We start from the raw sequence: 16,612 nt of genomic DNA, 5'->3' as shown, positions 1-16,612 counted from the left end.
TGTATAAAAATAATGCTTGCATTTATAATTATACAGGTGTATACTAATTTTTGTCAGAAGGAGAAAATGCCTGTCGGTGATAGAAGATACCACGGTGCTTTCACAATTATCTGATATTGTATTGATTATATGAGTCTAAATAGATAGTGGTTTATGAGGTGTTATCATGGGTAAAGCAAATAAAGTAGTACTCGCATATTCTGGTGGTTTAGATACTTCTGTTATCATTCCTTGGTTGAAAGAAAACTATGGCGCTGAAGTTATTGCTGTGTGTGTAGACTTGGGCCAACCTGAGGATTATGATGCAGTTGAGAAAAAAGCGATCAAATCTGGTGCTTCTAAAGCATATATCGTTGACGCTAAGGAAGAGTTTGTGAAAGATTATATTTGGCCTACAGTAAAAGCTGGTGCAATCTACGAAGGTAAATATTTATTAGGTACATCCTTCGCGAGACCTTTAATCGGTAAAATTCTTGTAGATATTGCCGAAAAAGAAGGCGCTGATGCAATTGCTCACGGTGCGACTGGTAAAGGTAATGACCAAGTTCGTTTTGAGTTGACTATCAAAGCATTAGCTCCTAACATGAAAATCATCGCTCCTTGGAGAGAGTGGGATCTGAAATCCCGTACAGACTGCATGGAATATGCTGCTAAACATGACATTCCAGTTGTAGCCACAAAAAAACATCCGTACTCCATGGACCAAAACGTATGGCATTTATCCCATGAAGGCGGCGATCTTGAAAATCCAGCAAATGCTCCTAAAGATGATGTGTACTTGGTAACACATACACCTGAACAAGCTCCAGATGAAGCTGGTTATGTCACTGTATACTTTAAAGAAGGTGTACCTGTAGCCGTAGACGGTCAAGAAGGCACCCCATTACAAATATTAGAAAAACTCAACGAAATTGGTGCACACTATGGTGTGGGCGTTGTAGATATCGTTGAAAATAGATTGGTAGGTATGAAATCCCGTGGCGTTTATGAAAACCCAGGTGGCTCTATTATCATGTATGCTCATAGAGAACTTGAATACCTCTGCTTAGATAGAGCTACATACCACTACAAAGAACTCATTGCTAACAAATACGCTGAACTCGTATATGATGGCATGTGGTTTGCACCATTGATGAATGCATTACAAGCGTTTGTTGATGAAACTCAAAAAACTGTAACCGGTGAAGTAAAACTTAAATTGTACAAAGGAAATATCATTTCTGCGGGCAGCACTTCCCCATATTCCTTGTACAGCGAAGATTTCGTAACATTTGAAGAGGATGATGTATACGATCAATCGGATGCAGAAGGCTTCATCAACTTGTTCGGTTTACCTCTCAAAATTAATGCATTGATGAAAGAGAAAGCAGGTAAATAATGGCTAAATTGTGGGGCGGGCGTTTCACAAAAGGCACTGATAAAGCGGTAGAGGATTTTACATCCTCTATCGCTTTTGATGCGCGGATGTACGCCGAAGATATTGCGGGTAGCAAGGCGCATGCGACTATGCTAGCAAAACAAAATATTATCTCCGACGCAGATCGAGATGCTATTTTAGCAGGTTTAACGAAGATTAAAGGTCAGATCGATAAAGGAGAGTTTCCATTCTCTGTGGCTCTTGAAGATATTCATATGAATATTGAAAAACGCCTTACCGATGACATCGGTGAAGCGGGAGGTCGTTTACATACCGGCCGTAGCCGTAATGACCAATGCGCAGTAGACTTGCACATGTACGTGCGTAAAGCTGTTGTGGAAATGGGCGAACTCATCGTAGATATGCAAAAGGCCCTCATCGAAACAGCTGAAAAGTATAGTGACGTTATCATGCCTGGTTATACACATTTACAACGGGCTCAACCTGTATTGTTTGGGCATCATATGATGGCCTATTTCTCCATGTTAGAACGCGACTTTGATCGTCTCTTGATGGTATTCAAACATGCTGACATCATGCCTCTTGGTGCGGGTGCTTTAGCTGGTTCTACGTATGGCATTGATCAAACGTACACACAAAAATTATTGGGATTCTCTCGTATTTACGAAAATAGTATGGATGCCGTATCTGACCGCGATTACGTAGTTGAATTCTTGTCCTTTGCGTCTCTCGTGATGATGCACTTGAGCCGTCTCAGTGAAGAATTGATTTTGTGGTCCACAAACGAGTTCAACTTTATTGAACTCGATGATGCGCACTGCACAGGCTCTAGCATCATGCCTCAAAAGAAAAATCCTGACGTTTGCGAACTGGTTCGTGGTAAAACAGGCCGTACCTATGGTCATTTGTTAGGTCTTTTAACAACTTTGAAAGGATTACCACTTACATACAATAAGGATATGCAGGAAGATAAAGAGGGCATCTTTGATGCTATCGATACGGTACACTTCGCATTGTCCATCAATGCGGCTATGATTCGCGGTATGAAGGTCAATGGGGCTCATATGAAAGCAGTCCTTGATGACGATTTCTCCAATGCCACGGATATGGCAGATTATCTTGCGAAGAAAGGCGTCCCATTCCGTGAAGCCCATGAAATCGTAGGTAATGCGGTGCATCATTGCATCGAAAAAGGGTGTGTACTCCTTGATCTATCCGTAGAGGATTTTAAAGCAATCTCTCATCACTTTGATGCGGATATTCTTGATGCCATTTCCATTGAAGCTTGTGTTGCAGGTCGTAATAACTACTCTGGTACGGCGCCAGAATGTGTGGAACGACAACGCAATAATGGTAAAATTATTATCGCTGCTGAGGAAAAACAAATTGCTGAATGGAAAGCAATCGTTGAATCTGTACAAGAGTAGAGCTTAGTGCGGAATAAGCAGTAGATAAAAATAAAGAATAGTTATCAATAAAATCTGAAAAAATAAGATCGATATACATATAAGGATTTCATTAAGGGGCTAATATTGCCTATTATACTTATATGTATATCGATTTTTTATTTAAAAGCTAGACGATACCTATAAATCCCATAATTCTAATTGATAATTAACTATTAAAATGATGTATTTGCGTGTACACATATAGTGGACTGTGAGGAAATAATAGTCTTGTACTAGGAAACTATAACCGTGATAGATAGGAAAAATTACATCTATACACAGAATAAAATAGGGTAAAAATATACTTTGCCGCAATTAAAATGAGTTCTCTTCGTTTTAGTTGATAAATTACCTATAATTTATTCAATTCGTGTAATATAGCTTGTCCGCCAATAAAGTACTTTTATTTTGGTTTCATAGGTGTTATTATTTAACTCGTAATAAGAATAAAAACGGTAAATTCACATTCAAGCCCATCACAGCACGAACTGGATTTACTTAGCGGTATATATATTTTAAGTGAATTATGGACGAGAAAAAATTCACCTTAGTGAAAGGGGATTGATACATGAAAACCACCGCTAAAAAAATGTCTGTATTCCAGCTAACCACAATGGTAGCAGCCAATATGCTAGGAGCTGGGATCATTATGTTACCAACTAATTTGGCTCAAGTTGGTACTATTTCAGTTTTATCTTGGCTCGTGACAGCTGTGGGTGCGCTTTTACTAGCGTATATTTTTGCTCAAGCGGGTATGTTCTCCCAAAAACAAGGGGGCATGGGCGGTTATGCAGAACATCGCTTCGGTAAAACTGGACATTTTATGGCGAGCTATGCTTACAGCATATCTCTCATCATTGCTAATATCGCCATCGCGGTATCTGCCGTAGGTTATGGCGCAGCTTTCTTTGGTGTTGACCTCAATGCGACACAAACAAGTCAAGTAACAATTGTGCTCTTGTGGTTTGCAGCGATTTTAAACTTTAGAGGTAATCGCTTTACAGGTCGACTCAGCAACATGACTATTTGGGGTTCTATTGTTCCGGTTTTATTAATCGGTACAATTGGCTGGCATTGGTTCGATCCATCTATCTATTGGGCGGCATGGAACCCAAATGATCTTCCGCTTTATGATGCGGTAAAACAATCTATTTCCCTAACTTTATGGGGCTTCCTAGGGTTTGAGTCCGCAGCGGCTAATGCTGATGCTGTTGAGAATCCAAAGAAAAATGTACCTATCGCTACAGTGGCAGGTACATTAGCAGTGGCAGTGGTTTATATCTTGTCCACAAACGTTATGGCAGGTATTGTGCCGAACGTTGACTTATTAAATTCTAACGCACCATTCGGTTTGACATTCGTATACATGTTCAATGATACTATTGCGAACATTGTTATGGCTGCTATGGTTATTTCTTGCTTTGGTGCTTTACTTTGTTGGCAATTCACATTGTCCCGTGTATTCAAAAGCGCAGCAGAATATGGTTACTTCCCTAAAATATTTGCCCGTGTAAATAGCAAAGATGCTCCTGTTCGTGGCGTATTGATTTTACTCGCTGTTGAAACATTACTTACTTTGTTCACTGCAAGCGAATCCTTGCGTGAGCAATTTGAAATCTTAGTAAACTTAGCGGTTGTAACTAACGTAGTACCGTATGTATTGTGCATTTTGGCAGTACCTACAATGATGCGTATGGCTGGCGTAGCTGAAAGTCGTATTAAACGCTCTAATTACTTGTTCGGTATAGGCGTTCTTTATTGTCTATATGCAATCTACGCATGTGGTTTTGATGCTATGGTAGGTAGTGCGGTGGCAGTAAGCATAGGTTTGGTGATTTATGTTTTGCGTAAAGCGTGGGATACACGCAGAGCACACCGCTTACAACAAAGTATTGATTAACTGAATATATCTCGTCTTATTAGAGGCTATTACTTGGTATAGCCTCTTTTTTTATCATAATCATGCATTAGACTTATAATTAATGCGAGCCAGATATGAAAAAACATAAAGAGTATTATTATTAATCAAATTTTCGCTGTGTATAAAAAGATTTTATAATAAAGTTTTACATTATTTTATTATTATTAAAATTAATATATATACCGTCATATACAGTAAATATAAATAAAAAATTATTTATATAAGTTAATTTATATAATTTTATGCAGGATTATGAATTTAATCACTAATTAATATTTTTTATCAGTATAAAAACTATATTGAAAATACGCGAAATACATATACCCATAAGGGGTATATGTATTGCAAATAGAGTATTAATATAGTATATTTATAATCGATAAAAATGAATGAACTAGTGAGTGTCGGTATTTACCGAGCGTAAAAGAGGAAAATGGGTGAAAAACCCATACTATGCAAATAGCTGTAATGAGGAGCAAGGTTTCATTATAGGGTCACTGGGAAACTGGGAAGGCCGAAATGTTGCGATGAATCAGAGTCAGAAAGCCTGCTCTAAAGGTATGGTATGCATATGCTGTGCTTAATTTAGGTTAGTCGGGCGACTAGCCTTTTTTCGTTCCCTAGCCTTTAAGCTTCAACGCTATATAAAAAAGCTAGTACCATTAGTTTGTCATTTGAATTGTTGTTAGTGTTTAGAGAGTTTAGGAGGCGCCTATGGGCAAACGCTTTGTCAAACAATTGGGGCAATTTATTGTTACCTTGTTTGGCATCACATTTTTGACATTTTGTCTCACCTATTTAGCACCAGGTGACCCAGTAACGATGTTACTTGAAACGGCAGATTCTATCGTATCTCAGGAGCTTATCGATGAAACTCGAGCTCAGCTTGGGTTAGATAAACCATTTGTAGTACAGTATGCAAACTGGGTCGTCAATGTCGCACAAGGTGATTTAGGGATGAGTTATTCTGCTAAAAAACCAGTAGTAGATCGTATGTTGGAGGCTTTACCAGGTACATTAATGTTAGCGGGTACGGCTTTAGTATTTACGCTGCTCTATGCATTGCCTGCAGGTATTATAAGCGCCTTAAATCGTAACAAATGGGTTGATTATGTGTTGAGATTTCTATCTTTCGTAGGCGTATCTATGCCTACGTTCTGGTTAGGTCTTATACTGATTTACATCTTCGGTCTTAAATTAGGCCTTGTACCGATTGCATCCTCTCGCGTGACTGCGTCTGGTGTTATTTTGCCCGCTATTACTTTGGCAGTTGTTGTTGGGTCTAAATACATGCGTCAAGTGCGGCTCGTTATCCTTGAGGAAATGCAAAAGGATTATGTTATTGGCGCTCGTGCTCGCGGTGTTAGTGAGATAAAAATTTTATTCGGTCATATTTTACCTAATGCGGTGTTACCACTCATCACTATTCTTGGTGTTCTTATCGGTTGGTTACTAGGTGGTGTGGCAGTCGTAGAAATGGTATTCTCTTGGCCGGGACTTGGGAATATGGCAATTTATGCTATTACCATGCGCGATTATCCATTGATCGAAGGTTTTGTGTTGTGGGTTGCTTTAGCATATATGTGTATTAACGCATTGGTTGATGCATCATATATCTTATTAGACCCTAGATTGAAAAGGGAGAGAGCATAATGGCAGAATTTATTCAAAAACATAAATTGTTCTCTTTCTATAGTGGGTTGATGATTATCATTGTTCTCATCGCTATCTTTGCACCCTGGCTTGCACCGGGCGATGCTTTCACCTCAAATATAAGTCAGGCATTGCAAGCACCAAGCAGCCAACATTGGTTTGGTACAGATAAATTAGGACGTGATGTATTATCTCGTATCATTTACGGTACTCAATTATCCTTGTTCATGGGCGTATCCATCGTCGTTATCATGGTGAGTATTGGTACTATCATCGGTGCTATAGCAGGCTATTTCGGCGGCAAAGTCGAAATGGTTCTCATGCGCCTTGCTGATATTATGTTATCCTTTCCAGGTGTTGTTTTAGCCATCGCTATTGCTGGTATTTTGGGTGGTAGCATTGTGAATACGATTTTGGCCTTATCTGTAGTAGGTTGGGCAAAATATGCTCGTTTAGTACGTTCTATGACGTTAAAAGTACGTGGTGAAGAATATGTAACGGCTGCGGTTATGATGGGGGCGTCTACGGCAACTATCTTAAGACGACATATTATTCCTAATATTATGCCTCTTGTTGTTACTACAGGTGCACTTGATATTGGGGCCATCATGATTGAGGTGGCAGGGCTTTCCTTCCTTGGTTTTGGTGCACAGCCACCAACACCTGAATGGGGCCTTATGCTTAACGAAGGCCGCCAGTACTTGCAAACAAGTCCATGGCTTATGGTATTCCCTGGTATGTCGATCTTAATCGTGGTATCTATTTTTAATCTTTGGTCTGATTCCTTACGAGATGTAGTGGATCCAAAAAATCAAGGATAAAATTGTTTTTACCTTCATAAATTTGAATCTTTATTTAGTGAAAGTTTCATTATGACTGGTAAGAAATTATGGTTTTTCCATCACAACTATTTTAGATAGTGATGATGTTAAATGTTTTTATGATTTACATATAGTTGTAAAAGGAGATTTTAAATGAAAAAATCTTGGAAAAAGGCTCTATTAGCAGGTCTTAGTATTGTAATGATGGGTTCCTTCATAGCAGGTTGTGGATCTGATAATAATGGTGCTGCTAACAAAGATGTATTAAAAGTAGGCGTTACTAACTTCGCATCCACATTAGAACCTACAGAAAACTTTTTCGCATGGGTTGTAATGCGCTATGGTGTAGGTGAAACATTGGCTAAGTTTGACGAACAAATGAAACCTCAACCATGGATTGCATCTAAATGGGAAGTATCCCCAGACCATAAAACGTGGACTTTCACAATCAATGACAAAGTAAAATTCTCCAACGGTAAAAAGGTTGATGCTGCAGCTGTTAAAGCATCTATCGAACGTGCTTTTGAAAAATCCAATCGTGCAAAAACGTTCTTTGAATATGATTCCATCGAAGCAAATGGTCAACAATTGGTAATTCATACGACGAAAGAATATCCTAATATGCCTGGTCTTTTGGCCGATCCATTATTCTTAATTGTTGATGTCCAAGCTGAAAAAGATGGCCGTAACTTTGCGAAGGAAGGCCCTATCGGTACAGGCCCATATGTAGTTAAATCCTTCACTAAAGAACGTGCTGAAATGGCTGCGAACGAAAACTACTGGGATGGTACAGTACCATTTAAAACTGTAGAAATTCCTTCCATCGATGACCCTAATACTCGCGCTATAAGCTTACAATCTGGCGACGTAGATATGGCTGTTAACATCGGCCCTGGTGAAATTGGTTTATTCCAAGGCAATGATAAATTCAAAGTAGATGAAATCGCATCTCTTCGTGTCGTATTGGCCCGTATTAATCAAAAAGGTATTCTTGGGGATGACAAAGTTCGTGCTGCAGTTATCTCTGCAACAGACCGTAAAAACTATGCTGATGTATTGTTAAAAGGTACATTTATTCCTGGTTCTGCTCCAATTCCACCATCCATGGACTATGGCTTCAACGATTTGAAAGATCCTAATGCGTATAATCCTGAACGTTCTAAACAATTGTTGGCTGAAGATGGTTGGAAAGATACTGATGGCGATGGGATCCTTGATAAAGATGGCAAACCATTAACATTCAACTTCGTAGTATATAACTCTCGTGCAGAATTACCACTTTACGCAGAAGCTGTTCAAGCAGATCTCAAAAAAGTTGGTATCGATATGAAAATTAAAACAGTTGACTACAACTTGATCGATAAAATGGGTCAAGATGGCGACTATGATATGCTTATTTCCAACATCGTAACGGCTAATACAGGCGATCCAATCTGGTTCTTGGCTAACTACTGGCATACAAATGACAATGGTTCCAACCCTCAAAACGGTTCTGGTTATTCCAATCCACAAGTTGACCAATTGTTAGATGCAGCTGAAACAGAATTCGATCCTGCAAAACGTCGTGATTACGCAATCCAAATTCAACAATTGTTGATGAATGATGGTGCTGCATTATTCTTAGGCTATCCTAAAACTAATATCGTTACAGGTTCTTACTTGAAAGGTGCTGTAATGTACCCAAGTGATTACTACTGGATTACTAACAAAATTACAAAATAGTGAGGAGCTATAATGGCAGAAAACATACTAACTGTAGAAAACCTTAACATTGCGTACCAAGGTGTGCCTGCTGTTATGGATGTGAACTTTACCTTGGAACGCGGTAAGGTATTAACCATTGTAGGTGAGTCCGGATCCGGTAAAACTACTGTAATCCGGGCCCTCATGGGTTTATTACCTGTAGGTGGTGAGGTTACAGACGGTACAATGATCTTTAACGGTCACGACCTTCGTACCCTATCTAAGTCAGAATGGAGAGCCATACGTGGTAAAGATATGGCTATGATTTTCCAAGATAGTGGTAGTGCATTAGATCCAATTGTTCGCATTGGTAAACAATTTAGAGAATTGTTTACATCTCATATTGAAATCACTAATGATGAATGTGATCGACGAGCAATTGAGTTATTAGAATCTGTATCTCTTCCTAATGGAGCGGATATATTGCGCCGTTATCCACACGAATTATCTGGTGGTCAACGCCAACGTGTTGGTATTGCTATGGCGTTAGCATTGGACCCAGCATTACTCATCGGTGACGAACCGACATCTGCACTCGATGTAACAACACAATCTCAAGTGGTTATGCAAATGCTTGAACTAGCTAAAGAGCATAATTCTGCAATAGTCATGGTAACTCATAACCTTGGTGTAGCAGCGTATATGTCTGACTATATTATTGTTATGAAAAAGGGCTGTGTTGTAGATGCTGGAACCCCACAAGATATTTTGGAAAATCCATCTAATGAATATACGAAACAACTAAAAGACGCTGTGCCAACATTGGGAGGAGGTCGTTACATTGACTAATTACGCAGTAGAAATTAAGAATGTATATAAACGATTCCCACTTCCTACTGGTGGTGAGCTTGAAGCATGTAAGGATATTAATATAACTCTCGAAAAAGGTCAGTCCCTTGGTATTGTAGGGGAATCTGGCTCAGGGAAAACAACATTGGTTCGTATGATCATGAAGATGCTTCCTATTACGGAAGGCGAGATTTATGTAGATGGTGTAGAGATTCAACATATGAACTTCGAACAAACGAAAGAATACCGTAAAAAGATTCAAATGGTATTCCAAGATCCATCTGCAGCTTTTAACCCACGTATGAAGGTTAAAGATATCATTCTTGAGCCACTTTATAATTTTGGTCTTCTTGAAAAGGGAAAAGAAGAGCAAATCGCAGGTGACTACCTGGAAATGGTAGATTTACCTCGCGAGTTTATGCATCGCTATCCTCATGAAATGTCTGGTGGTCAACGCCAACGTGTTGCCATTGCTCGTGCTATCGTTTTAGAGCCCGAAATCCTGGTGTTAGACGAGGCTACTAGTGCTCTAGACGTATCTGTACAAGACTCCATTGCGTACCTTTTGGCGCGTTTACAAAAAAAGAAAAATTTAACATACCTATTTATTGCTCATGATATTGCCTTTATTCGTACGATGTGCCACAAGGTGGTCGTAATGTACAAAGGTGCTATCGTTGAAGAACTAGATGCTTTCCACTTGGCGGATGCAAAACATCCATATACAAAGGTTTTATTGAGCTCTATCTTTGAAATTGGTCAAGATCATAAGCCGATTACCTTGGATGAGGCTGTATTAGAAGCATAATGTAAGAAACTCATTCAAATGTATAGATTTTGAATGTTAGACTTCGAGCGAATAGATTTAAAATGTAGAGTTTTAAATCGTATAGGTAAATTAAAATAGCAGTTAGTTTCAAGACTAACTGCTATTTTTATGCATAGTTAAGATATGAAATTTTTTAATAGATATATTGAAATGTTTCTCAAATTATACATTGTGTTAACACCTAATATATAGTATAGTTGACTGTATAAAATATACCCCTATGGGTATAACAAGATATGCTCATATGAAGTGATGTACATAGATTTTTTTATATTAACTATTGTAAAAGCAGGTTATATTTACTAGATTATGTTAATGCAAAAAATAGTGAGTATCTGAGTATAAATAGATAGTTAATGTGTGTAGAAAGGTAGGTGTATAAATGAAAGGATTACGCAAGGCTTTACTAATTGGTATGACCCTTGGTGTGACTATGCTCGGAACTATTGGTTGTATGAATCAAGATTCTGCTTCATCTAATGATGTATTAAAGGTAGGGGCTATTAGTTTTGCTGGCACATTAGAACCAACGGAAAATTATTTTAGTTGGGCCGTTGTACGATTTGGCGTAGGTGAAACGCTTATCAAGTTTGATGATCAAATGAAAGCAACGCCTTGGCTTGCCACCTCTTGGAAGCAAGGTGATGACAAGTTAACATGGACTTTCACCATCAATGATAAAGTTAAATTCTCAAATGGTAATAGTTTGACAGCTGAGGCGGTAAAAGCATCTTTAGAACGAACTTTTGCTAAAAGTAAACGAGCAAAAACGTTCTTTAACTATACAGAAATTACTGCTAACGGTCAGGAGTTGACCATCAAGACTGACAAGGAATATTATAACTTGCCCAACTTGCTAGGAGATCCATTGTTTTTGATTATGGATGTGACAGCAGAGGCGAATGGTCGTGATATTGCAAAGGAAGGTCCTATTGGTACTGGTCCATATGTAGTATCCTCTTTCACAAAAGAGCGTGCTGAACTAAAACGTAATGATAATTACTGGGATGGTAAAGCAGGCTTTGCCAAGGTTGAGATCCCTTCCATTAATGATGCGAATACGCGTGCTATGGCATTACAATCTGGTGATGTAGATATGGCTATTAGCATTGGACCTGGTGAATATAGTATCTTCCAAAATGATAAGGACTTTACGATCTATGAAATGTCTTCCTTGCGTGACGTATTTGTTCGTATGGGGCAAAAGGGGAAACTACGAAATCCAAATCTTCGTGCAGCCCTCATTGCAGCAGCAGACCGTGAGTCTTATGCGAAAAATCTCATGAAAGATACGTTCGTAGCTGGTAAGGCTCCATTGCCACCATCCATCGATTATGGTTTTAACCAATTACGTGATCCTAATAAATATAATGTAGAGCGCGCTAAAGAATTACTTAAACGAGAAGGCTATGAAGATACGAATGGTGATGGCATTGTCGATAAAGATGGTGAAAACCTCGTACTTGATTTTTATGCCTACACGACTCGTCCTGAATTGCCATTATATGCGGAAGCATTGCAAGCGGACTACAAAAAAATCGGTGTAGATTTACGAATTAAAATCGTAGATTATGCGGTTATTGACACATTATCTCAATCTGGTGATTATGATATGATTATCTCCAGTGTTGTAACTGCTAATACGGGTCAACCAGTATGGTTTTTGAAACAATATTGGGGTACAGGCGTTGAAACTAATGGGTCTGGCTTCTCTAATCCTCGTTTCGATGAATTGTTGGCTCTTGGTGAAAGCAGTAGCGACCCAGTGGTGCGTCGTAATGCGGTTATCAATGCGCAACAACTGATGTTAGATAACGCTGTAGCATTATTCCTTGGGTATCCTAAAATTAATATTGTAGGTAATAAACATATTGATGGTATCAAGATAACACCGTCTGAATATTACATCATTACAAAAGATTTGAAAAAGAAATAAAGTTTGCTGCTTACATAAAAATAAAAGGACTAGCTCGCATGGGCTAGTCCTTTGTGTTATCTAAATATTATTTTTTTTCTGTTACATCTAAGTCTGCCATGTTAACTGCATTGGCCTTGCCAATCATTTTATTATACTTGGTAAATAATTGCGTATAAGCTTCGCCATAAGATGAGTTGATAATAATGTAGTTGCGTGCCTCTGCAACAAATTCTTTTACTGAGTCTTGATACTCTCTTACCGCATTTTGTACTTCTGGTGTAGTACCAGGTTGTAATTTATTGAGGCGTTGTGTAATTTGTTGTAAGTTTGATTCTACCTTTTGGGTGTCTGTATTCCCATCTGGATCAATAAGGTCAATAGTTTGTGCTGTTATGAGATTTATCTCTATAAAGTTAACCGCATTTTCCCGTTTCTCTCTCTGATACTCAGTCATGCGTTCGTTATAAAGCTCATTATTACGATTATCTAAAGCTAAGTCTAATGCATTATATGTAGCGTAGAACTGTTCTGCTAAAGGTACATATTGAGCTGCTAGCTCATCGCTACCTTTATAATTATCCTTTTCATAACGACGTTCCACATAGTAAGATTGCAACTGATCAGCAATAGGAATAATTTGATCAAGTACTACGAGGACATCATTTGTTGCTTGGTTTACATCTTCGTAGGGCGTAGAACTATCTTGTTTTGCTACCTCTAATGCAGCTTTAAGTTCCTTATATTTAGGTAAGGTAATCGTCGTATTATGAGACCCATTGCGCAACTCTTCAAGAGTTGGCTGTAATTGGCTAGCATAGGCTACACTGTAGGAGTTATATGCATCTAATGCAACAATATAAGGTCGTATGGCGTTGATTTTATCGTCAACGGTTGATCGATATAAAATTGTCGTTGTATTGGATGATAAGAGTGTATACACCCCATAGATCCCACCACCGATAATAGCAGCACCAAGCACAATGGCTGCTATTAACTTGATGTACCCCTTTTTCAACTGCGCACGCTCCTTGAAAACACACTAACTCTTTTGGATCCATTTGGACAGACTAATGTCCTAAGAGTAATTATTTACATTATATCACAACTTTACGTGGCAAAAAAGACGTATAGATACGATAATTATAAGGAATAGATGAAAATGTTTGATTTGAACATGTATTAATATTTGTAATTAGCGATTAAACGATGAATGAGCTAGTTGAAAGTTAAATTAGTATAATTCTTTATACCTTTGATATAATTTATGTATATGCGATGGGAGGCGGTTCTAATGACTTTGGATAAGATATATAACTCTATTGAAGATGTATTAGAGGTGGCAGAATCTGCGGAAGGTAAAACAGTAGGTGAATTTGATATAAATAAGCGTTTAGATAGCAAAGGCAATAAGGGTGGCATTGGTCAGATTTTAGAAGAAGGTCTTTTTAAAATTGCTGTGAATAGTCGTGCTGAAGCTGATTTTGTAAATTTGGGGTTAGAGTTAAAAGTAACTGCTATAAAAGAAAATAAGAAGAATAAGTTCTCAGCAAAAGAACGACTAGTGCTTAATATAATTAATTACGAAGAGGATTATAAGGACTCATTTTACGATTCTTCCTTTTGGCAAAAAAATAAGAACTTATTAGTTGTATTTTATCTATATAAGGATGAAGTAGATAAAAAGGAATTTCCTATTGTTAAATCTGTTTTACACGAATTTGATCCAGCTGATTTGGAAATCATAAAACAGGATTGGGAAACAATTATAGATAAAATTAAGCAAGGGGAAGCACATAATATTTCTGAGAGTGACACAATGTATTTAGCAGCATGCACTAAGGGGATTAACGCCAAATCGGTAAGAAGACAGCCGTTTTCAGATATACCAGCAAAACAACGTGCTTTTTCCCTTAAAAACTCCTATATGACTGCCTTTGCTCGACGTGTTATTGATAAGCAGTCAATTCCTTCACTCTTTAACGTTGATGAGCTTAAAAGTAAGAGTACCTTACAGCTATTGCAAGAGCGATTTGCTCCATATATTGGTAAAAGAGTGTCTGAGATTGCTAGACTTATGGATATTCCAGTTACCAAAAATAAAGCCTTTAATGCTAACCTTATAAGTGCCGTATTAGGCGTAAAAGGAACTAAGTTAGAATCCCTTAGAGAGTTTAATAAAGCAAATATTAAATTTAAGACTATAAGACTCGAGCCTAATGGAGTTCCTCGTGAACATATGTCCTTTGAACAAATCGATTTTAATCGTTGGGTTAGAGATAATTGGGAAGAGTCTCAAGTTTATGAGAATTTTGAGTATACAAAATATCTATTTGTAGTATTCCAATATGATGAAACAATGGCACAAAATAAAAACAGAGAGCCTTACTTAAAAGGAATTATGCTCTGGAATATGCCAGAAGTAGTTATAGAACATGAACTAAAAGATTTTTGGAAAACTACAAAATCAATTTTGAAAACTGGCGTTGAACTCAAATCTGTACGCAATGGTGTATCAAATAATTTGCCAGGAACTAAATTCAATGGTGTTTGCCATATACGACCTAAGGGGAAAGATGGAACAGATAAGGTTGTATTGCCAGATGGTCAAGCGATAACAAAACAGTGCTATTGGTTAAATAGAGAGTATATAGCGGAAATAGTTAAAGACGTGAAATAGAGCTAGAAATAAATCGTACTATTAGAGTCTAATTATAAGAATACCCTAAGGGTTTGCATTAAAGTAATTAATTTTGATCTTGATCTTTTTTATTATTTTTGCTATAATAAAGATCTATGAATGTGATAAATTAAGGGGTAAAGTAATGAAAATATTCTCTATGTTTGATGGTGTAGGTGGATTTATAGTAGGGCTAGAAAACTCATCTAAAGAGGTTTTTAAAACGCTATATTCTAACCAATATGAGCCATCTCGTAAGACACAAGATGCCTATGAGGTAGGCTTATATAGATTTCCTAATATGGAACATATCCCAACCGATGTAGCTTTAATTCCTAATGAAAAGTTTGAGGAAATGAAAGCCAACGGTGTAGATATGATTGTTGGAGGCTTTCCTTGCCAAGACTATTCTGTTGCACGTAGTAAAAAGAATGAGCTTGGTATTGAAGGGAAAAAAGGAGTTCTTTTCTGGGAAATTATCCGTGCTACTGAGGTCATTAAGCCTAAATATTTAGTATTAGAAAATGTTGACCGTTTATTGAAAGCTCCATCTAACCAACGTGGTCGTGACTTTGCTATCATGCTGGCGGCTTTTAATCAATTAGGCTATTCTGTTGAATGGCGTGTTATTAATGCTGCTGACTATGGTCGTGCTCAACGTAGACGTCGTGTATTCTTCTTTGCTTTTAGAAATGATACAAAGTGGGGAAAACGAGTACATACTAAATATGAATCTGCTTTACCTATTGATGCAGACTTAAATGCTCGTTTAGATTGTTATGCACCATATATTTTTAAAGATGGACTTTTTGGCCGTCAGTTCCCCGTTAAGGGTAAAGCTGTGAAAAAACGTATTAATGCAAATAAGCTTGACGAAGATATTGCTGAAGTTTCTGCAAATTTCTCAGATGGTAAAATGTGGAACTCTGGACTCATGACAAATGGGTACTATTATACGATTGAAACTGAACCTAAAGGTGATGAAGAACCAATTCCAATGAAAGAAATTGTAGTTGAACCTTATCAAGTACCAGAAGAATATTATATCGATGGTGAAAAATTAGAAAAGTTTAAATACCTTCGTGGACCCAAGAAAATTACACGGACAGCAGCGAATGGACATACATATACCTTCTCTGAGGGTGGTATGAGTGAATATGACTCTCTTGAGCTACCTGGGCGGACAATGCTTACTTCTGAAGGTAGTGTAAATCGCTCTACACATCTTCTGAAAATTGATGGTAAATATCGACTCATTACACCGATTGAAGCAGAGCGTTTGCAAGACTTCCCTGATGATTGGACGCGTTATAAACGTAATGGGAAAGGTGAAGTAGTAGAAGTATCTGATCGTATGCGTATGTTCTTTATGGGAAATGCATTGGTGACTGGTATCGTAAAACGTATTGGAGATGAGCTTCAAAAAATAATTTAG

Annotated in this window: 12 protein-coding genes and 1 riboswitch; of the genes, 11 read left to right on the top strand and 1 reads right to left on the bottom strand. The window is 37.8% G+C overall.

Annotated elements, in window-relative coordinates; all coding sequences use genetic code 11:
• Window positions 1-166: 166 nt before the first annotated feature.
• From DWV85_RS04235 to DWV85_RS04195, 9 genes are all read left to right on the top strand, one after another.
• On the top strand, window positions 167-1,378 hold the full coding sequence (locus DWV85_RS04235; protein ID WP_123138102.1) for an argininosuccinate synthase: 1,212 nt from the start codon (window positions 167-169) through the stop codon (window positions 1,376-1,378).
• Window positions 1,378-2,805: an argininosuccinate lyase gene (gene argH, locus DWV85_RS04230; protein WP_123138101.1), complete on the top strand. Its 1,428-nt coding sequence runs from the start codon at window positions 1,378-1,380 to the stop codon at window positions 2,803-2,805. The genes DWV85_RS04235 and argH overlap by 1 nt, the downstream gene beginning before the upstream one ends.
• A gap of 589 nt (window positions 2,806-3,394) precedes the next feature.
• Entirely contained in the window at window positions 3,395-4,726 is a 1,332-nt protein-coding gene (gene potE, locus DWV85_RS04225; protein WP_123138100.1) for a putrescine-ornithine antiporter, read from the top strand.
• Window positions 4,727-5,129: 403 nt separating this feature from the next.
• Window positions 5,130-5,317, top strand: a riboswitch (cobalamin riboswitch).
• Window positions 5,318-5,461: 144 nt separating this feature from the next.
• Window positions 5,462-6,400, top strand: coding sequence for a nickel ABC transporter permease (gene nikB / locus DWV85_RS04220; RefSeq protein WP_123138099.1), 939 nt, complete (start codon window positions 5,462-5,464; stop codon window positions 6,398-6,400).
• Complete coding sequence (gene nikC / locus DWV85_RS04215) at window positions 6,400-7,221, top strand: nickel transporter permease (protein ID WP_123138098.1); 822 nt, start codon at window positions 6,400-6,402, stop codon at window positions 7,219-7,221. Before nikB ends, nikC begins: the two co-directional genes overlap by 1 nt.
• A 153-nt stretch (window positions 7,222-7,374) precedes the next feature.
• On the top strand, window positions 7,375-8,943 hold the full coding sequence (locus tag DWV85_RS04210; RefSeq protein WP_123138097.1) for an ABC transporter substrate-binding protein: 1,569 nt from the start codon (window positions 7,375-7,377) through the stop codon (window positions 8,941-8,943).
• Window positions 8,944-8,955: 12 nt separating this feature from the next.
• Entirely contained in the window at window positions 8,956-9,753 is a 798-nt protein-coding gene (locus DWV85_RS04205; RefSeq protein WP_123138096.1) for an ABC transporter ATP-binding protein, read from the top strand.
• Window positions 9,746-10,561 (top strand): dipeptide/oligopeptide/nickel ABC transporter ATP-binding protein, encoded by an 816-nt coding sequence (locus DWV85_RS04200; protein WP_123138095.1) that lies wholly within the window; start codon window positions 9,746-9,748, stop codon window positions 10,559-10,561. Before DWV85_RS04205 ends, DWV85_RS04200 begins: the two co-directional genes overlap by 8 nt.
• 403 nt (window positions 10,562-10,964) lie before the next feature.
• Window positions 10,965-12,518, top strand: a complete 1,554-nt coding sequence (locus tag DWV85_RS04195) for an ABC transporter substrate-binding protein (protein WP_123138094.1) — start codon at window positions 10,965-10,967, stop codon at window positions 12,516-12,518.
• Window positions 12,519-12,585: 67 nt separating this feature from the next.
• Here the strand turns inward: DWV85_RS04195 and DWV85_RS04190 are convergent, their stop codons facing one another.
• Entirely contained in the window at window positions 12,586-13,515 is a 930-nt protein-coding gene (locus DWV85_RS04190) for a DUF3829 domain-containing protein (RefSeq protein ID WP_123138093.1), read from the bottom strand.
• A gap of 276 nt (window positions 13,516-13,791) precedes the next feature.
• Between DWV85_RS04190 and DWV85_RS04185 the strand changes: the two genes are divergently transcribed.
• Window positions 13,792-15,177, top strand: coding sequence for a Sau3AI family type II restriction endonuclease (locus DWV85_RS04185; RefSeq protein ID WP_123138092.1), 1,386 nt, complete (start codon window positions 13,792-13,794; stop codon window positions 15,175-15,177).
• Window positions 15,178-15,322: 145 nt separating this feature from the next.
• Window positions 15,323-16,612: a DNA (cytosine-5-)-methyltransferase gene (dcm, locus tag DWV85_RS04180; protein WP_123138091.1), complete on the top strand. Its 1,290-nt coding sequence runs from the start codon at window positions 15,323-15,325 to the stop codon at window positions 16,610-16,612.

Origin of the sequence: Veillonella sp. AF13-2, assembly GCF_003603295.1 — a bacterium.
Taxonomy (GTDB): Bacteria; Bacillota; Negativicutes; order Veillonellales; family Veillonellaceae; genus Veillonella; species Veillonella parvula_E.
This window is presented reverse-complemented; position numbering and strand designations above follow the sequence as displayed.